The sequence below is a fragment of the Nocardia sp. NBC_00565 genome (assembly GCF_036345915.1).
Classification (GTDB): Bacteria; Actinomycetota; Actinomycetes; order Mycobacteriales; family Mycobacteriaceae; genus Nocardia.
On the sequence record NZ_CP107785.1, the window covers coordinates 3120200 to 3139318 of the forward strand.

General features: G+C 64.0%; 14 protein-coding genes and 1 pseudogene. 4 read left to right on the plus strand and 11 right to left on the minus strand.

Annotated elements, in window-relative coordinates:
* Nucleotides 1–77: 77 nt before the first annotated feature.
* Both OG874_RS15000 and OG874_RS44720 read right to left on the minus strand, forming a co-directional pair.
* Nucleotides 78–2528, minus strand: a complete 2451-nt coding sequence (locus OG874_RS15000; protein WP_442943404.1) for an ATP-binding protein — start codon at nucleotides 2526–2528, stop codon at nucleotides 78–80.
* A 9-nt stretch (nucleotides 2529–2537) separates the two neighbouring features.
* A pseudogene (locus OG874_RS44720) lies at nucleotides 2538–3314 on the minus strand (serine/threonine-protein kinase); the annotation flags it as partial.
* 535 nt (nucleotides 3315–3849) lie between these two features.
* Here OG874_RS44720 and OG874_RS15005 point away from each other — a divergent pair.
* From OG874_RS15005 to OG874_RS15015, 3 genes are all read left to right on the plus strand, one after another.
* Nucleotides 3850–4761, plus strand: a complete 912-nt coding sequence (locus OG874_RS15005; protein ID WP_330255753.1) for an NAD(P)-dependent oxidoreductase — start codon at nucleotides 3850–3852, stop codon at nucleotides 4759–4761.
* A gap of 91 nt (nucleotides 4762–4852) precedes the next feature.
* Complete coding sequence (locus OG874_RS15010) at nucleotides 4853–6331, plus strand: APC family permease (protein ID WP_330255754.1); 1479 nt, start codon at nucleotides 4853–4855, stop codon at nucleotides 6329–6331.
* A gap of 514 nt (nucleotides 6332–6845) precedes the next feature.
* Nucleotides 6846–7727, plus strand: coding sequence for a phytanoyl-CoA dioxygenase family protein (locus OG874_RS15015; protein ID WP_330255755.1), 882 nt, complete (start codon nucleotides 6846–6848; stop codon nucleotides 7725–7727).
* Nucleotides 7728–7842: 115 nt separating this feature from the next.
* Here the strand turns inward: OG874_RS15015 and OG874_RS15020 are convergent, their stop codons facing one another.
* Entirely contained in the window at nucleotides 7843–9180 is a 1338-nt protein-coding gene (locus OG874_RS15020) for a helix-turn-helix transcriptional regulator (RefSeq protein WP_330255756.1), read from the minus strand.
* 158 nt (nucleotides 9181–9338) lie between these two features.
* On the opposite strand from OG874_RS15020, the gene fdhA reads away from it, so the two are divergent.
* Nucleotides 9339–10559, plus strand: a complete 1221-nt coding sequence (gene fdhA, locus OG874_RS15025) for a formaldehyde dehydrogenase, glutathione-independent (RefSeq protein ID WP_330255757.1) — start codon at nucleotides 9339–9341, stop codon at nucleotides 10557–10559.
* Between the two features lie 310 nt (nucleotides 10560–10869).
* On the opposite strand, the gene sucB is transcribed toward fdhA, so the two are convergent.
* From sucB to OG874_RS15065, 8 genes are all read right to left on the minus strand, one after another.
* Entirely contained in the window at nucleotides 10870–12180 is a 1311-nt protein-coding gene (gene sucB, locus OG874_RS15030; protein WP_330255758.1) for a 2-oxoglutarate dehydrogenase, E2 component, dihydrolipoamide succinyltransferase, read from the minus strand.
* A 72-nt stretch (nucleotides 12181–12252) separates the two neighbouring features.
* The gene (locus OG874_RS15035) at nucleotides 12253–13494 is read right to left on the minus strand and encodes a cytochrome P450 (RefSeq protein ID WP_330255759.1); all 1242 of its coding nucleotides are present in this window, start codon (nucleotides 13492–13494) and stop codon (nucleotides 12253–12255) included.
* A gap of 51 nt (nucleotides 13495–13545) precedes the next feature.
* Nucleotides 13546–13740: a ferredoxin gene (locus OG874_RS15040; protein WP_330255760.1), complete on the minus strand. Its 195-nt coding sequence runs from the start codon at nucleotides 13738–13740 to the stop codon at nucleotides 13546–13548.
* Between the two features lie 16 nt (nucleotides 13741–13756).
* Nucleotides 13757–14953: an NAD(P)/FAD-dependent oxidoreductase gene (locus OG874_RS15045; RefSeq protein WP_330255761.1), complete on the minus strand. Its 1197-nt coding sequence runs from the start codon at nucleotides 14951–14953 to the stop codon at nucleotides 13757–13759.
* A 103-nt stretch (nucleotides 14954–15056) separates the two neighbouring features.
* The gene (gene hsaA, locus OG874_RS15050; protein WP_330255762.1) at nucleotides 15057–16223 is read right to left on the minus strand and encodes a 3-hydroxy-9,10-secoandrosta-1,3,5(10)-triene-9,17-dione monooxygenase oxygenase subunit; all 1167 of its coding nucleotides are present in this window, start codon (nucleotides 16221–16223) and stop codon (nucleotides 15057–15059) included.
* 88 nt (nucleotides 16224–16311) lie between these two features.
* Complete coding sequence (locus OG874_RS15055) at nucleotides 16312–16875, minus strand: flavin reductase family protein (protein WP_330255763.1); 564 nt, start codon at nucleotides 16873–16875, stop codon at nucleotides 16312–16314.
* Nucleotides 16876–16887: 12 nt separating this feature from the next.
* The gene (locus tag OG874_RS15060) at nucleotides 16888–18069 is read right to left on the minus strand and encodes a hydroxylase (RefSeq protein WP_330255764.1); all 1182 of its coding nucleotides are present in this window, start codon (nucleotides 18067–18069) and stop codon (nucleotides 16888–16890) included.
* A gap of 125 nt (nucleotides 18070–18194) precedes the next feature.
* Complete coding sequence (locus tag OG874_RS15065; RefSeq protein ID WP_330255765.1) at nucleotides 18195–19070, minus strand: alpha/beta fold hydrolase; 876 nt, start codon at nucleotides 19068–19070, stop codon at nucleotides 18195–18197.
* Nucleotides 19071–19119 lie beyond the last annotated feature (49 nt).

The following is a 19119-nucleotide window of genomic DNA, read 5'->3' on the forward strand; positions in this document are numbered from 1 at the left end:
GCCCGCCTACCGAACGAGCGATTGTTCCTCGACCCGTAACCACTCCGACCTGATGCGTGGCAAAGTCGCCGACAGTATCAGTGTCCGGATTTCGTGGCGGCCCACGCCGCGATTTGTGCGCGCGAGGTGAATCCCAGCTTGGCCAGGATATGTTCGACGTGCCCCTCTGCGGTGCGTGGCGAAATCACCAGCCGGGCGGCGATCCCATTGTTGGTCAGACCTAGAGCAACGAGATCAGCGACCTGACGCTCACGCTTGGTCAAATTCCCAGCCGGACGACCAGCCCGCGGGGCTACCGATTCATCGCCGAGAGCGAAGCCCACCGTAGCATCAAGACTCATCGAGGCACCCTCCTGACGGGCCGCGTCGAACACTCGTTTTCCGAGCGCTTTGTAGCAGTTCCGGGCACACTCCTCACGATAGGTAAGCAGTTTGCGAAACATGAAGGCGGAGCTGCCGGCAATATTGCCGAGCGAGTCGGCGGCACCCATCAAGACAGCTGCGCGCCGAGCATCGTTCTGCTCGTCTGCGAGCCAGGCCAGCGTCTCCGAACATGCCGCGGTTACGAGCGGGTCTGCAACCCGGCTGGACAACCGGATACCCTCCTTCAATGACTGCATGGCACGGTCGGGCTGCCCCACTCGCCACTCCGCGAATCCCATTGCCCACATCGCATACGACCGAAGCAAGGTTTCTCCGGAAGATTCGGTAATGGCAACCGCCTTCTTGATGCACACGAGAGCCTGCGCAGCATCCCCTCCTAGCGCATAAGCCCAAGCGAGCAAGACCAGGGCATCCAGCTGGAATATGACGTCGCCACATGCTTCGAATACTCCGGCCGCCTCGGCTAGGTTGTTGCCGGCGCGGGCCAGATCACCGTCCGCCGTGGTTACGGCCTCTGTACCCTCGGCTTGCGCAAGGAATGCTCTGACCCTGGGGTCCGCTGTCTGCCCGGCCAAGGCCTGCAGTTGCGCCACATAGTCGGTGGTGGCTGACAAATCACCCTGCATCGCTGCCATCTCACCGGCTACGCAGAGTGCTTTGGCCCGGTTGGCGCTCTGGCTGCTTGTGGTGTGGGTGAGTGCGCGTTCGAGCCATCGGCCTCCCTCGCTGAGCCGTCCGCGCAGGGTCCAGAACAAGTAAAGGGCAGCAGTGATTCGCAATGCGCTCTCGTCCGCCTCGGACAGCCTGAAGTCCAGCGCTTTCCTCAGGTTCGGCAATTCTCGTTCCAGGCGGGCGATCCACTGCAGCTGGTGTGGGCCGATCGATTCTTTCTCTGCTTGCAATGCCATCCGTTGGCACCAATCCCGATGCCGCCGAGCCAATTCCGGATATTCATCGTCATCCTCGGCTTTTTGCCTACCGAACTCCTGAAGAGTCTCGAGCATACGGAAGCGTACGGTGCCGTCAGTGTCTTCGCGGATCAGGATCGACTTGTCGACTAGCGCGGACAAGGCATCGAGCAATCCTGCCTCGTTCAGCCCGGTGCCGCATACCTGTTCGGCGGCGTCGAGCTCGAACCCGCTGGCGAATACCGAGAGCTGGTTCCACAATCGCTGCTCGACCGTGGTGCACAGGTCATAGCTCCAGCCGATACACCATTGCAGGGTTTGCTGCCGTTTCGGGGCACTTCGGCTCCCGCGTGTCAGTAAGGCGAATCGGTCGTCGAGCCGGGACAGGATCTGTTCGGGTGACATTGTCCGTAGTCGGGCTGCGGCAAGTTCGATCGCCAGCGGTAATCCGTCCAGCCGGGCGCAAATCCGGGTGACATTGTCTACGTTGTGATCGGTTACTTCGAAGCCCGGCACGGCCGTGGTCGCTCGTTCGACGAACAAGGTCACCGCGTCGTCGCGAGCCGCCCGCGGGGCCAGCTTGCTCGTTGGATCGGAAGTTCCCAGTGGGGGCACTGTGAACACCGACTCGCCGCCGCCGATCAGCGCCTCGCGGCTGGTCGCCAGAATCCGCACCTGCGGGCACGCCCGCAGTAGCGACTCGGCCAGTTGCGTGGTCGCCTCGATCATATGCTCGCAGTTGTCCAGCACCAGCAGCAGATCGCGCGCGGACAGGTATCCGACGAGGACCTCCAGCGTCGGTCCGGCACCCCGGTTTCGTAGACCGAGTGCGACGGCTACCACGTCGGCCAATAAAGTCGTATCGCGCAAATCACCCAACTCGACCAGCCACACGCCGTCGGTGAAGTCACGCTTGACCGTGCGGGCGACTCGCAGCGCGAGTCGGGACTTGCCGACGCCACCAATCCCGGTCAAGGTCACCAGACGTGACCCTGCCAGCAAGGCCTTGACCTCGGCCACCTGAACGCGCCGATCGACAAAACTGGTCAGCTCGAGCGGCAGGTTCCCGACAGCCTGCCCCGCTGCAGTCACAGACGGCAGGACCGGCGCATATTCGGCTCCCGGTTCGGTCCGCATTGCCATCTCGTCGACCGCGTAACCATGATGACGCTCCACCTGTCGCAGTTGCTCACCCACCATCTCAGCGGTGGGACGGTTGGACGGTTCGCGCGACATCGCCGTCTCGATTACCGCGCACACGTCCTCCGGGATTCCCTGCTCCCGTAGGTTCGGGACAGGTTGCTCGGTCATCCGCAGGAACTGTGCGACAACTTGTTCGCCGCTGCGGCGCTCGAAGGCCGCGTGCCCGGTCAGGGCGCAGAACAGCGTGGCTCCCAGTCCGTAGACATCGGAGGCTCGGCTCGAGGCGGCCCCATTCAGCACCTCGGGTGCGGTGAATGCCGGCGAACCGGTGATCGTGCCGGTCGATGTCTCGAAGCCACCGGCGATGTGGGCGATCCCAAAGTCTGTCATTGCGGGTTCGTCGTAATCGGTGAGCAGGATATTTCCTGGCTTGATGTCGCGGTGCAGAACGTCAGCGCGGTGCGCCGTTTCCAGCGCGCCAGCGATCTTCACCCCCAGATGCAGAACTTGGGGCAGTGGCAAGGGGCCGTCGCGGCGGATACGCGCATCGAGGGAGCCGCGGGCTTGGTATGGCATCACCAGGTACGGGTGACCGGTTGCGGTCTCACCGACTTCGAGGACATCGACGATATTCGGATGCCCGGTCAGCCGCCCCATTGCCCGCTGTTCGCGAAGGAAACGCCCCCGGTTTTCATCGAGCTCGCCGGTCAGGACCTTCACTGCAACCGTGCGGTCCACGGCGAGTTGGGTACACCGATACACCTGCCCGAAACCGCCCCGTCCGATCTCCTCGGCGTCGGCGAAACCGGCAGCGTTCAGCTCCGTGACGACGTCAACACCACCGTCACGTTGCGTCTCGAACGGATCGATCTGGACCATCGGCTACTCACAAACTACCCAGCGGGCATAAGCCACAGTATCCCTGCTTACCTCGTCGGGCCATGACCTTCGTGCCTTCCGAAACTGACCGTTCCGCCGCAGCCGATGTCTGACACCAGCAGCGGCCCCACGATTGCGGTCAGGTTGCTGACCGGTCCGTCGACAGGGGCGGCCCAGTCGAGCTCAGCCTGATAGTCGGTGTTGACCAATTGATCAGGATCAATGCATGGCGATGTCGCGGCGCGCAACAGAGGAGCGACAGGCGACATCGGGGGGAACGCCCGCTACGTCGAGATCACGGCGCCCACGCCAAGCGTGTCCAGATGCACCGAGAGCTCGACGTTTTATCACTCACGCGTGTAAAGACTACGTTTCAGTGCTTGACGTCACACCGTGTCGAGGCAACACTGTCACTACTTCCGTTCAAATGACTAAGTCTTCCGACCGCCTCAGCGCTTCCCGACCGCTCCCACGAACGAGTACCAGGACGAGCGGCCACCGGATCGACGACGTACCGACCACGAAAGAGCCGATCATGCCCCTTGCGGAACCTCCCGCCGACATCACGCCGAACCGGCCCTCACACGTCGCAGTCATCGGTACCGGCCTGATGGGCAGCGCCGTCGCGCGAGCCTTGCTGAACAATCGCTACCCGGTAGCGGTATGGAATCGCACCGCCGGCCGGTGCGAATCGTTGCGCGATCTCGGGGCTCAGATCGCCGACACCGCGGCCGACGCCGTCCGAGTCAGCGATGTGGTCATCTTGATGGTGCTGGACTACGCAGCAGCCCGCCAAATTCTCGACGAGTCCTCGGAGTTGCTGCGCGGCAAGACAATTATCAATCTGGTGACAGGTTCGGCGGCCGAGGCGAGCGCATTCGGCGCCTGGGTCGACGACGTGGGCGGCACGTATCTCGACGGCATCATCGCCGCCTATCCGGGTCAGATCGGCAAACCGTCCACACTGTTCTACTACGCTGGCAGTCTCCCGGCATGGACTCGATACAAGACACTGCTGACCGCATTGGCCGGTGCGGCGACCTTCGTCGGGTCGGAGCCTTCCGCTGCGAACGTCATCGACGCCGCCATGACTGCCACCTTCCACACCGTTTCCATCGGGGCTTTTCTCGAGGGATTGTCCTACGCCCGTTCGGCCGGCGTCGATCTCGACGAGATCAAACGGACCTTGCCGTACTGGCTCGATCTCCTCTCCCAGGAACTCCATGTTGCGATCGACGACGTTCAGGCGCGTTCTCACACCACCGACCAGGCAACTCTCGAGACGTATCTCGTGGCGTTGCGCACCATCAACAAATCCATGGTCGGCTCCGGCGAACGGGCCCACCTGCTGAGCGCAGCAATCGACAACCTGGAGCGGGCGTACGCCGCCGGACACGGTCAGGGGGCACTGTCCGCACAAATCCTGACAGCCCAGGCAGAACGCTGATCGCGACTCCCACCGGCGAGGCAACTCCCGAATATCCAACGCCACTCGCTTGAATCCCAGCCCACTCAGACCTTCACGCAAGGACACTGCAATGACCTCGACACCCCAGGTACGACCGGATATTCCCACCGCCGGTGCCGCCGACAACTCGAACTCCGGCGAACTGAAGGGGGCGATGACCACCTTCGACATCGTCTTCACGGTCCTCGCCTTCAACGCACCGCTCGCCGTCTTCGCCGGCTACCTCACTGTCATCATCGGCTACGCCAACGGACTCGGCGCCCCGCTCACGTTGCTGGCCGCAGGGCTGGTCGTGCTCGTATTCGCAGTTGGCTTCACGGCCATGAGCAGGCACCTACCCAATCCGGGCGCCTTCTACGCCTACATCACCGCCGGACTGGGGCGACCAATGGGCCTCGGAGCAGCGTTTCTGGCTCTGATTTGCTACGTGTTTCTGTACGTGTCGAGCTTGATCTACGCCGCCAACTCCATCAGCAGCCTCGTACAACAAGTCTTCAAGGGTCCGCTCATCGACTGGTGGATCTATAACGTGATCCTGATCGCAGTAGTGGGCGTTCTCGGGTTCTTCAGAATCACCCTGTCCGCGCGGATCCTCACTGTCGCAATGTGTCTCGAAGTCGTTATCATCGTCCTCTACAACGCCGTCGTCTTCGCACAAGGTGGTAGCGAAGGCTACACCTCCGCTCCCTTGCAACTGCACTACATTCTCGGTGGTTCGGTCGGTCTGGCTGTGCTCTACTGCATCGGAATGTTCTCCGGATTCGAAGCAACAGCTATCTTCCGCGAAGAAGCACGGAACCCCGAAAAGACCATTCCCCGCGCCACCTACATCGTCATCGCCGTCGTCGCGGTCCTGTATTCGGTAACGTCGTTCGCAATCATCATCGGAATCGGTCCCAGCTCGGTTGTCGACGCGACCGCGACCGATCCAGTCGGCTCCGTGCTCTCGTCGATCGACCACTACCTCGGTAAGACCGCACTCGACATCACCCAGGTGCTCCTGTGTACCAGCATCTTCGCCGCGGTACTGGCCATGCACAACATCATCGCCCGCTACCTCTTCTCGATGGGCCGGGATCGAGTGTTCCCCCGCAAGCTTGCCGCGGTGCACCCGACGCACGGGTCTCCGCACATCGCGTCATTCGCAACCAGCGTGATCGCAGTCGTGTTCCTGATCGCCGTACTGGTCATCGGCGCGGACGGTAACGCGCTCTACGCCAAACTGGCAGGAATCGCCCTCTACGCGTTGATCGTCCTGCTCCTGCTCACCAGCGTCTCGATTCCCCTGTACTTCCGCAAGCATGCGGACCACGGTATCGGCGCCTGGAAGACCACCGTCGCGCCCCTGCTCAGCGGCGTCGGATTCGCGGTCGCACTCGTCCTCGCCACCAAGAACGCCGCTTTCCTCGTCGGTGGATCACAAACTGCCGCAAACCTGTTGATCGCGGTCTTCATCGCCGCACTCCTCCTAGGCATCGGCTACGCACTCGTGCTCCGGAAGCAGCGCCCGGACACCTACGCACGGATCGGTCGCCAGGAAGTCGCCTGACAACTATCTCGCCTCCCACTCCTGTTGTCCCGGTCAGGTCACGACGACCTGACCGGGACAACGGGATGACCAACCGGACCGCGCACACTCGATGGGCCGACCACGCCGCCGAGATCAATTGCTCCGCAGCACGATCGGATTCGAAGCACACCTCATGACCGTCTCCACATCTGTTCCCGCGTTCCAATCCCTTTTCAGCGGAGACAAACTCGGCAAAGTCGTGGTCAGATCCTCCTAGTCGGGACCTCGCCTTCGTCGCAACCACATCCTTCGTCTGCTGTCGTCGACGCAGCCGCCAGCGTGCGGACGATGGGCGGATTTCCCGATCAGCGCCGTCGCGTGCAAAGGTGCGCTGCGCAGCTCGGACTTCGAAACAGTTCACATTCGCCCTTGACTCGGCTTCTCTGCAAGTAATAAGTTGGTCATATGATCTGGTCCTTTGATCAGACATTGCCGTGCTTGACAGGCCCACCTTCGACATCCCGTTACAGATCCGCCGACCTTGGAGTCTCCGATGACCGACACGACGACGTCCACACCGACTGCAACGATTCAGCGAGTTCCCGCTGACACCAGCCCTGCTGAGATCAAATCGATCGTCGAACGTGACGGTGGAGTAATCCTCAGCAACTTCTTCACGGTTGATCAGGTGCGACGGTTCAACGACGAGATCGACCCGTTCATGACCGATCTGGAAGCCGGCTCCCCGGACAAGGTCGATCTCTTCGAAGGATTCCACGGCGCCAACACCAAGCGCCTCACCAACGTGGTGACACACTCATCGACGTTCCGTGAAGAGATGATCCAGGATCCCCGAATACTGGCCATCTCCGACGAGTTCCTTCTCCCCGTCGCCGACAGCTATCAGATGACCGCGGCTCAGGTCATCGAGATCGGCCCGGGAAACAAGCCCCAGCCACTGCACCGGGACCTCGAGAACTGGCCCATCTTCCGTGACCTCGGACCCAGCGGATACAACGTTACGATCAACTTTCTCACTGCCCTATCCGATTTCACCGAGGACAACGGCGCGACCCGGGTCATTCCCGGAAGCAGTCACTGGGACGACTACGAAGATCGTGGCACACCGGAGAACACCATCCCCGCCCTCCTCAACAAGGGTGACGTCCTGCTGATCGATGGCAAGGTCGCACACGGCGGCGGAGAGAACAAGACCACGGACAACTACCGCCGAGCCATGGCGTGGTCCTTCACCATCGGATGGCTCACAAGCGAAGAGGCTCATGCCTTTCTCGTTCCGCTGGACCTTGTGAAGACGCTGCCTCCGAAGATCCAGAACATCCTCGGGTTCCGCTCGTTCCACAACGCCTCCAAGCAAGGTGGGACATTATGGCAGGCAAACTACGACGACATCGCGAAGTATCTCGAACTCTGAAAATCCGAACCCGCTCGCGGGCACCGTCAGCTGCGTCTTTGGTCTTGGATCTGCTGCTGCGTCAGACGGCCCAGATCGCGGAACGGATCGATCGCACCTGAGCACACTTTGAATCTCACCGAAGACGCGGCGGGACAACTGATTTCAGTGGTACTCGGGCTTCGAGCATCAGAGCTGTCGCCTCGGCCCGAGAGTTGACTCCGAGCTTTCGAAAAATCTTCGAGACGTGGAACTTCACCGTGTTCTCGCTGATACCGAGGTGATTCGCGATCGCTCGATTGCGCAGACCGGTGGCGAGGTGTTCGAGCACTTCGAGTTCGCGTGGGCCCAGTGCCCAGAGCAGGGAGTCCTCGCCGCGCACCGGTGGCGGATCCAGCGGCATGACCACCGAGATCTCCGACCCCCAGCCCGCGACCGCCTGGAGCCTCAGCTCGCCGTTGAGGGCAAGTACGCGCTGCCGCAACGGTTGGATCCGACTGCCTTCGGTTGTGAGATCGCCGGGGCCGTCGTCACGGATGTTGATAAGCAAGTTCTTGCCATCGCAGTCCCATTGCACCCGTACCCGGGTGACCCCTTGCTGATCTACCGCGGTCGAAATCGCGCCTCGCACAATCGCACGGGCGCCATGGGCGACCTCGCTCGGCAAGGCGCGCCCATCTATCGGCGGTTCGACGAACTGCACATCGACGTTGCGATGGCGCACCAGTGGTCGCAAGTCATCACGCAACCGTTCGAACGCGGTAGTCACCGGTTCTTCAGCGAATTTGCGCTGCCGATCGGTCGCGGTTCGCAGATTCACCATCGCTTCGGCGGCCATGTTGGTTGCACTCTGTCGGGCCACCCGATCGTCGAGGCCGTCCGAACGTAGCACCGCCAGTAGCGATTCCAAGGTAGTCGACTGGATATCCGCCAATTCGGCGATGGCCTCGCCCCGCACCCGCGACGCGGCCCGCGAGCCGCGTAGATAACTCGGTGAGGCCTCGCTTGCGTCCTGCTGGATACGAAGAGCGAGGATCTGCCACAAGTAGAGAACGTGTTCGTCGAACTGCTGCGCCCCCGGAGACACCACCAACAGCAATGCGCCGGTCTCGGCCAGCGCCGCCAGTACCGGACGAACCCGTCCGCCCACCGGGATTACGTCACGTCTGATGCCACCCGGAACCAACCTGCTTCTGATCACGTCGAGTTCGGACAGGACCAGACAAGAGATAACGGACTGCGACCCATGCAGTTTCAGCGGGTGGCCGACATCATCGGCAGTATGGATCACCATGGCGGTATGCGGGACGTGCGTCGCCAGGAAGGTCGAAAACTGCTTCACTATGTCGGTCAGCGGCGACGTCAGTACTGTGACCAGTCCACGCAATACCGCCGCGTCGCCGAGATCGTGCAGCGGCCTGACCGACCGCACGCCGATGGTTTTGGCAGCGCTAGCACTTTTCGATCGCGACACGGTTCCACTCTATAAGGGGTACCGAAGCTCTCCGACTACCCATCGGGGTAGTCCCGACCGTGCCGAATACTGATCCCACTACCGGAAGGGGTCGGTCAGGATTCAGGGGAACCAGGTAGAGGCACCACCGAACGACCAGTACTGAAAGAGGATTCGACGTGCCAGGAAATAGAGCTGTTGCCTACAAGGGCCCCGGTGTCGTGGAAGTAATCGACATCGACTATCCGACTTTCGAATTACATGACGGCCCGGGCGTAAACCCGGCGAATATCGGGCGGAAATTACCGCACGCCGTCATTCTCAAGACAGTGACCACCAATATTTGTGGTTCCGACCAGCACATGGTGCGCGGACGCACCACCGCACCGATTGATCTGGTGCTGGGCCATGAGATCACAGGAGAGGTGGTGGAGGCCGGCCCGGACGTCGAGTTCGTCAAGGTAGGCGACATCGTCTCTGTCCCTTTCAATATCTCGTGTGGCCGCTGCCGCAACTGCAAAGAGGGCAAAACGGGGATCTGCCTGAACGTGAACCCCGACCGCCCAGGCAGTGCCTATGGCTACGTCGATATGGGCGGCTGGGTAGGCGGCCAGGCCGAGTACGTCCTGGTGCCATACGCCGACTGGAACGCCTTGGTATTCCCGGATCGCGAGCAGGCCCTGGAGAAGATCCTGGACCTGACGATGCTATCGGACATCTTTCCCACCGGCTTCCACGGCGCGGTGACGGCGGGTGTCACAGTCGGCTCGACGGTGTACATCGCCGGCGCTGGTCCGGTAGGTCTAGCCGCGGCCGCAGGAGCACAATTGCTCGGCGCCGCAGTCGTCATCGTCGGCGATCTCAACGACGATCGGCTCGCACAGGCGCGCAGCTTCGGTTGCGAAACCATCAACGTGGGCGCCGGACGAATCGAAGACCAGCTCGAGCAGCTACTCGGCGTACCCGAGGTGGACGCCGCTGTCGACGCTGTCGGATTCGAAGCGCGCAGCCAAGGGCACGGCTCTCATGCCGAAGAAGCGCCCGCGACTGTGCTCAACTCCCTGATGGACATCACTGCCGCCGGCGGTGCCATAGGCATCCCGGGTCTGTATGTGACCGGGGATCCGGGGGCCGTCGACGAGGCGGCGAAGATCGGTTCGCTGTCACTGAGTTTCGGTACCGGCTGGGCAAAATCGCTGTCCTTCACCACTGGCCAATGCCCGGTCATGAAGTACAACCGGCAACTCATGCAAGCAATTCTGCACGACAAGGTACAGATCTCCAGAGCGGTCAACGCCAAGGCCATACCACTGGAGGGCGCACCGGGCGGCTATGCGGAATTCGACGCCGGCGCAGCCATCAAGTACGTACTCAATCCCAATGGCTACGTAACCGCTTGATACAACCTGGATCCAACCGGACCACCCGCACGATCGAAAAGTAAAGGGAGAAAAGGCCCATATGTCTGCACTGGCACGTGATGGTGTAGTCGGCGGCGGCCTCGGTGTCAGCGGTGGATCGGGTGCACAAGACCAGACCGTCGCTGACGCCGGGCTCGCGGCACTCTAGCGATCGGGCGCTACTCTCCTGCCCTCGACCCGATTCACGAACCGGGTCGAGGGCAGGTCCGAGCCCGCTAAAGAGTCTACTTTATTAGACCGTAGACGCTGAGGCGAGATGGCGACCCGTGGTCCGGAGCGCCGACCGGGATCAGCCGAATTCGTCCTCGAAGGCCGCGCCCTCGAGACGTCGCTTGATGTGGACGAGGAAGCGGGCCGCATCGGCGCCGTCGACGATCCGGTGGTCGTAGGTCAGTGCAAGGTAGACCATGGATCGGACCGCGATGCTGTCGCTGCCGATGGCATCGGTGACGACGACGGCGCGCTTGACTACGGCCCCGGTACCGAGGATGGCTACCTGGGGCTGGTTGATGATCGGGGTGTCGAACAGTGCGCCGACGCTGCCCGTATTCGTCAGTGTGAACGTCGCGCCGGAGAGCTCATCGGGCGAGATCTTGTTCGTGCGAGTGCGATCCGCGACATCGGCGATTTTGCGGGCCAGTCCGGCGATCGATAGATCCCCGGCGTCCTGGATGACCGGGACGATGAGCCCCCGGTCGGTGTCGACCGCGACACCCAGGTGCGCGGCGGCGTGATACGTCACAGTGTCGGCGTCGAGTGAGGAGTTGAGCTGCGGATACGCCTTCAACGCCTCGATCGCGGCCTTGGCGAAGAACGGCAGGAACGTCAGTTTGATGCCCTCGCGCGCGTAGAACGCATCTTTGTTGCGGGCGCGCAGCCGGGCGATCTCGGTGACATCGACCTCGACTACCGTGGTCAGCTGCGCCGAGACCCGCAGCGACTCGACCATCCGTGCGGCAATCGTGCGTCGCAGGCGGGACAACTTCTCGGTCTTGCCGAGCAACCGGGACAGCACGGTCTTGCCGGGCGGCGCGGCGGGCGTGGGCGCGGCGGCTTGGACGGCCGGTGCGGTCGGCACCGCGGCGGTGGCCTGCGCGGCGGCCGCATCGACTATGTGCCGCTTGTGGATTCGCTCACTCACACTGGTGCGCACGCCGGCCAAATCGACCCCGTGCTCCACGGCGAGCTGGCGAGCGAGCGGCGTCGCGAATATGCGCGCCGCCGCGGTGGGCCCGACCGGCGTCCACGCCGGAGCCGAATCAGGCTCCGGCGCAACCGGTTCCGGCTCGGGCGGCCGCGCAGCCATCCGAGCTGTTATCGGCTCCGCCGCGGGCACGCCACTCGACGGTGGAGACGTCTCGATCGGCGCACCGATGATCGCGAGCGCGGCACCCACCGCCGCCGTCTCGTCCTGAGCCACCTTGATCTCCAGTAGCACCCCGGCCACCGGCGACGGGACCTCGGTGTCGACTTTGTCGGTGGAGACTTCGAGCAGCGGCTCGTCGACCTCGACGGTGTCGCCGACGGATTTGAGCCACTGGGTGACGGTGCCCTCGGTGACACTCTCACCGAGAGCGGGCAGGGTGACTTCGGTTGCCATGATGTCCTTTATCAATACCGATCTGGCCGCGACGTTCTTCGACCTGCCGAAGTGCGCCGCGGCCGCCGTCGTCTACCAGGCGATCGGAAGCTCGTAGATGCCGTAGGCGAGCGAATCTTTCTTGAACCTGAGCTGGTCGAATTCGGTTGCCAGGCGCAGCGTCGGGATGCGGCGGAACAGCGTGCCGTACACCACCTCGAGCTCGATACGCGCGAGTTGCTGACCGATGCACTGGTGCGGACCCCAGCCGAACGCGTGGTGATGGCGCGCATCCCGCGTGAGATCGAGCTTCTCGGGTTCGGGGAAGGCCACCGGATCGAAGTTCGCCGCGGGCAGCGCGGAGATGATGCCCTCCCCCGCGCCGATGGTCTGACCCGCGATCTCGATATCTTCGATGGCGATGCGCCGTTGCAGCAGATGCGGGACGGTCAGGTAGCGCAGCAATTCCTCGACCGCGGCGGCGATCACCTTCCGGTCCTCGGTTTCGCGCAGGATGGCGAGCTGCTCCGGATTCTGCAGTAGCAGCGCGGTCGCCATCGTGATCATGTTCGCGCTGGTGTCGTGACCGGCGATGAGCATGATGATGCCCAGCATGATGGCCCCGGGCATGTCCACGTCACCCGCCTTGACGCGCGCGCCCAGGTCCGAGAGCAAATCCTCCTCGGGCGCGTCCATCTTGGCTTGGATCAGTTTGGCGATGTAGCCGCCGAGCGCCGCACTCGCCGCGCCGTTGTCCTCCGGCGATGATTCCGAATTGACGGCGATCTTGGCGTGGGTTTCGAAGAACTCGTGATCCTCATACGGCACGCCGAGCAGTTCGCAGATCATCAGCGACGGCAGCGGCACCGCCAACGCTTCCATCAGGTCGGCCGGGTTCGGCCCCGCCAGCATCTTATCGATGAGCTCGTCGGTGAGCTGCTGGATCGACGGGCGCAGCTTCTCCATCCGGCCGCGGGTGAACGAACTCGTCAGCAGTCGGCGCAATGCCGCGTGCTCTGCGCCGTCGGTATCGAAGATCGTCTTCGGCCGGTCATGGATCGTCTCGGCGATGGCGCGGGTCATATACGGAAACCCGGGCAGGTGGTCATTCGAGCTCACCCGCGGGTCGCCCATGATCTCACGCTGAGCGGCATGCGTCGCGATGAGCCACGGGGTGTTGCCATCCCAGGTCCGCACGCGCGACACCGCCTTTCCTGCGGTGTGCAGTTCACGCAGCTCGGGCGATGGGAGGAACGGGCACTTGCCGTCCCGGGGAGTCGGATATTCGGGGATGTCCAGGTTGTGGTCGGCCGCGGTGGCCACAGAGTCCGTCATGGTCGGCTTTCCTCTAGTCGAAATTTGCTCGCGATGCGGATGACCGCACGCTCATTCCTCGATACGAATCGCCATCGCCGGGCATACGGCCGCCGCGTTGCGGACGTCGTCGGCCAGTTCCGCGGACGGGTATTCGTTCAGCAACACGACGATGCCGTCTTCGTCACGCTGGTCGAACACCTCCATCGACGCGGCGACGCACTGACCGGCCGCCACGCACTTTTCTTCATCGACGACAACCTTCATGGGATCTCCTGATCGTTCAGTGGATGGCGCTCGGGGCTGTGAGCCCATCGACGACTTGTTGCCGGTGCAGGCGAACCTGTTTGGGCATATTCCAGCCGAGGACTCCGGTGACGACACCGTCGCTGCGATAGCGCGCGACGAAGCGCCGATCCGCCACGTCACCCTCGACGATGTCGACCTCGGCATCGGTGCGGATCACGCCGTGCACCATGAGCTTCGCGCCGAACTGATCGGTCCAGAAATACGGCACCGGAGCGTACGGCTGGTCTTCGCCGAGGAGCACCGCGGCGACGGCCGCGGACTGCTCGGTGGCGTTCGTCCGGTTCTCCAGGCGGATGAGCCCGCCGAAATGCTCGTGCTGCCATCGGGCCACATCACCGACCGCGTAGATGCCCTCGGCCGCGCGGCACCGGGAATCGCACACCACACCGTTGTCGAGGAGCAGTCCACTGCCTTCCAACCATCCGGTGGCCGGTATCGCGCCGATCGCGACCACCACCACATCGGCGGGTAGCACCTCGCCCGTGCCCAGTTCCACACCGGTCACCCGACCGTCCGCGCCGACCAGGTTCCGGACGCCGGTGCCGAGACGCAACCGCACCCCGCGCTCGGTGTGTAGTTGCGCCAGCTGATTCGATACCAGCGCGCCGACCTGTAGGGCCATCGGCGCCGGCTGCGGGCCGGTCATGGTCACGTCCAGGCCGAGCGTGCGCGCGGTGGCCGCGATCTCGGCACCGAGCACGCCCTCGCCGACGACGACCAGCCGCGAACAGCGCAGCAGATCGGCTCGCAGAGCCAGCGCATCGTCGAGCGCGCGCAGCACGTGCACCCCGGCCAGGTCCGCTTGCCCGGGCCACCGCCGCGCCCGCACGCCGGTGGCGATCACGATCGCGTCCGCCCGCAGCTCACGGCCGGATTCGGTGCGCACGGTCCGGGTCGCGGCAGCCAGCGCGATCGCCGGGTCGCCCAGCACGAACTCGGCATCCAGCGCCACCAGCGTCTCCTGCGTGCGCAGCGTGGCCTTTTCCGGCTCCCACGCACCGGAGAGCACCTGCTTGGACAGCGGCGGGCGGTCATAGGGCGCGTGCGGTTCATCGCCGAGCACCGTGATCGTGCCCGCGTACTTCTTGCGTCGCAGGGCCTCGACCGTGGACAGACCGGACGCCGAGGCGCCCACCACCAGCACCCGAGCCGGGGGCTCCGCAAAACTCATCTGTGACTCCCGATTGCCTCGGTTGTGCCGTGCAGCACAAGCGAATATTAGAACAATCGGTCAGTACAATCAACAGATGGTTTCCGGACTCGTCCGAACCGAGTCAGACCAACGTGTCGTCGACGTACAACCCGAACGCCCCCCTGCCGACCAATGCCAACGAGGATTCGACATCGTTTGCCGCGTGCGCACTGCCGGTATGGGCGTCACGCCAGGCCCGCTCGATCGGGTCGCCACTGCGCCGCGCCATCCCGCCCGCGGCCGCGAAAACCAGATCGATCGCCCGCACCGAACGCTCCGTGCCGCACACCTGATCCCGACGGGCACGCAACCGCAGCTCCATCGGGATGTCCTCGCGCCGACGCGCACATTCGTACAGGTCGCGGATGTTGCGAACCAGCTGCAAGGCGGCCGCGTCCACCTCCGACGCGGCGCGGGCGGCCGCGACCTGGGTGAACTGGTCGGAGGTGAGACTGCCCCCACCGAAACTGAGCCGGTTGCGATCACGCATGCGCGCCAAGAACGTCTCCAGGCAGCCTTCGGCCAGACCGATGATCGGCGCGGTCATCGCGTAGCTGAACATCGTGCCGAACGGCAACCGATAGAGCGGGCCGGAGTTCAGCTTCTGCCCCGGTCCGCGCCGGAGTGCGACATCGTAATTCCGCAATGTCCGATACTCCGGGACGAACACCCGATCGGCATGCAGGTCGTCGCTGCCGGTGCCACGCAAACCGACGACATCCCAGACGTTCTCGATGCGGTAGTCCGCACGCGGCACCAATGCGGTGGCGATCTCCACCGGCTGTCCGTGGTCGGCCATGACGACGCCACTGAGCAACGCCCACGACGCATGCGTGCATCCGGAAGCCGAGCGCCAGTGTCCGCTGAGCTCGTACCCGCCTTCGACCGGAACCAATCTTCCGACCGGCGCGTACGACGAACAGATCAGCGTGTCGGCGCGAGCGGACCACACATCCTGTTGTGCGCGCTCATCGAAAAGCGCCACGTGCCATGGGTGTACTCCGAGTACCGAGGCCACCCACCCGGTGGAGCCGCAGACACCCGCGATGGCCCGGACGACGTCGTAGAACCGAATCGGATCGGTCTCCAGCCCGCCGCACCACTTCGGTTGCAACATCCGGAAGACGCCCACGTCGATCAGCTCGGTCATCGTCGAACCCGATATTTCCCCGGCCACATCGACACCCGGCGCCCGTTCGGCCAATCCTGGCAGCAGCCCCCGAACCGCCGCGGCCACATCATCGTCCATACGACTAATCGTGCGCCCTGACGAGCGCGCGCGATCACGTACCCCCGGACCGAGACGCACGGCGCTCGGCCGGGGGTTCGCCAGGTTGCTACCAGCCGACGAGCCGGTCCAGCAACAGGGTCGCGGTCGAAAGGTAGTCGCCGTACCCACCGCGGAAGAACAGCAGCGGGGTCTTCACGGTCTCGGCGCGAAGATCGTGCACCCGCCCGATGACCAGAACGTGGTCACCGATCTCCACGGCTTGCTCGATCGTGCAGTCGACCCACGCGACTATTCCTTCGAGCAGTGGGTTGCCCAGCGGCGACGGTTCCCAGGTCACGCCGTCGAACCGGTCGGATCCCCTGGTCGCCATCCGCCGCGACACGTGTTCCTGGTCGCCGGCGAGCGCGTTGGCACAGAAGCGCTCGGCGGCTCGGATCCGTTGCAGGGTGCTGGACGAGCGGTCCGCCAGGAAGGACACGAGCGGCGGTTCGAGGGAGACCGAGGTGAAGGTGCCGACGACCATGCCGTGCGGTTCTCGATCGTCCTGCATGGTGGTGATCGCGACCACGCTCGTAGGAAAGTGGCCGAGCACATCGCGGAACCGACGCCCGGTGATCGCATCCTGCGCAGCCCCACCGTCCCCATTCTCCGACGAACGGATGTCGCCCATCCGACCCACCTCCTAGATCAGGACCTGCATCGGCGGCGGCAACTCCAGGCCCATGGCGGCCAAGGCATTCGCGTGATAGGCGACGCCGGGAACGTGGATCATGTGCGAGAGTCCCGCGTGCGCGTCCCGCCACATCCGCTGCAGCGGGTTGTCCCGCCGGATCGCGTTGCCGCCCGAGCGCGCGAAGATCTCGTCCAGGGCCGACACCGCCCGCCAGGCACAGCGAACCTGATTGCGGCGGACATTGGACCGGTCCTCGATGCTCGCGGGCGCACCGGACTCGAGCTTGTCGTAGAGCCGGCTGATGCCGTCGATCAGCTGCACCCGGGCCGCATTGATCTCCGAGGCCGCTTCACCGGCGGCGTAGAGAACATACGGATCGTCCTTCACCTGCACGCCCGTCACGGCGACCCGATCGCGCTGCTGGCTCAGGTGCAGCGCCAGCGCACCCTCGCAGATCCCGATGACCGCCGCGGTGATGCCGAGCGGGAACATCGCCGCGAAGGGCAGTTTGTACAGGGTCTCGGTGAGCCCGATGCGTTCAGCGGCGGCCCCGGCCTGGACATCGGACTGGTTGATCACCCGATGCTCAGGAAGGAACGCCTCGCTGACGACGACATCCTTGCTGCCGGTGCCCGACAGGCCGATCACGTCCCAGGTGTCGTCGAGAACGGGCGCGTCCGACCGCGGCAGCACCACGTGCAGCACGTTGATCGGCTGCGCGGGCTTACCCTTGCCGTCGCCGAGCAGCGCGCCGAGGAAGTTCCACTCGCAGTGGTCCGATCCCGACGAGAACGGCCAACGCCCGCTCAGCTTGTATCCACCCGCTACCGGATCCGCGATACCGTTCGGCATATAGGGCGAGGCGATCCAGGCGTCCGGGTTCGTGCCCCAAACCTCCTGTGCCAGACGGGGATCCATCTGAGCCAGCTCCCACGGGTGGACGCCGACCACACCGCACACCCAACCGGCTGCCCCGTCATAGCGGGCGACCGCCATCACCGCTTCCGCGAAGTCCCGCGGATGCGCGGTGTAGCCGCCGTACTCCTTGGGCTGCAGGAGGCGGATCACGCCGGCCGACTTGAGCAGCTCGACGCTCCTGTCGCTCAGCTTGCCGAGCTTCTCGTTCTCCTCGGCGAGTCCGGCCAGTTCCGGCCCGAACTCCTCGATGCGGTCGACTACTTCGTGCGCCACGTCGAGCACCTCCTACATACTTTGGGGAAATTGCCGCTGTGGCGGCAGAATTCGCTCATTGTCATTTCTTTGTCCAATCGACCACGCCGCGCTCTCCGCTGATCGGGAAGAGCGTGCGCGGTGCATCACGCCTGCGCGACAGGCGTCTCCCGGGTCAGGAATTCCGTTGCGACCCGCTCGAAATCGGCTTTGCGCTCCACCTGCACCCAGTGCCCGCAGCGGGCGAAGGTGTGCAACTCGATGTCGGGCACCATCCGGTTCGCGAAGTGGGCCCCGTCGTAGGGGAGCATGCGATCGTCGCGACCCCACAGCATCAGGGTCGGGGTGGTGAAGGTCGCGGCCCGGGTCCACAGCGGGGTGTATGTCGCCTGCAGCTTCGGGTTGAGCAACGAGCCGAATATCGCTTTGGCTCGGTCCATCGCTCCATCGGCCGCTACCGCGCGCATGCGTTCGTCGACGAGTTCATCGGTGATGATGCTGTGGTCGTACAGCATCGCCTTCAGCCACTCGACCATGCCCTCCCGGGTCGGATCGGCGATGAAGGCGAACAGTCGTTTGAAACCCTCACTGGGGTCCGGCGCGAACGTAGCCACCGACAGCCCACCGCCACCCATGGTGACCAACCGTCGCACCCGGCCGGGTTCCAGCGCTGCCAGCTCCGCAGCGACGGCGCCGCCCATCGAGTTGCCGATGAAGCCGGCCGACTCGATGCCCAGATGGTCCATCAGCCGCGCGATCCAGCGAGCCGCGACGACGAAGTACATCTCGTCGATTTCGGGAAGCTGCGTGCCGCCGAAACCTGGCAGGTCGGGCATGATCGTCCGGAATCGCTCGGCGAACACCGGCAGGTTGTACCGGTAGTTCGCCCAGGCGCTGACACCGGGCCCCGACCCGTGCAGCAAGATCAGCGGCTCACCCTCGCCCGCCTCGTGATAGGCGAACTCGAGCCCCTCGACGTCCTTCGTCACTCGCGTCGAGTCATAGGTCAATGCAGTCATCATCGTGCCCCTTTGCGGCAGGGTCGACGCGCCACCAAGGGCTGTGCCGAAC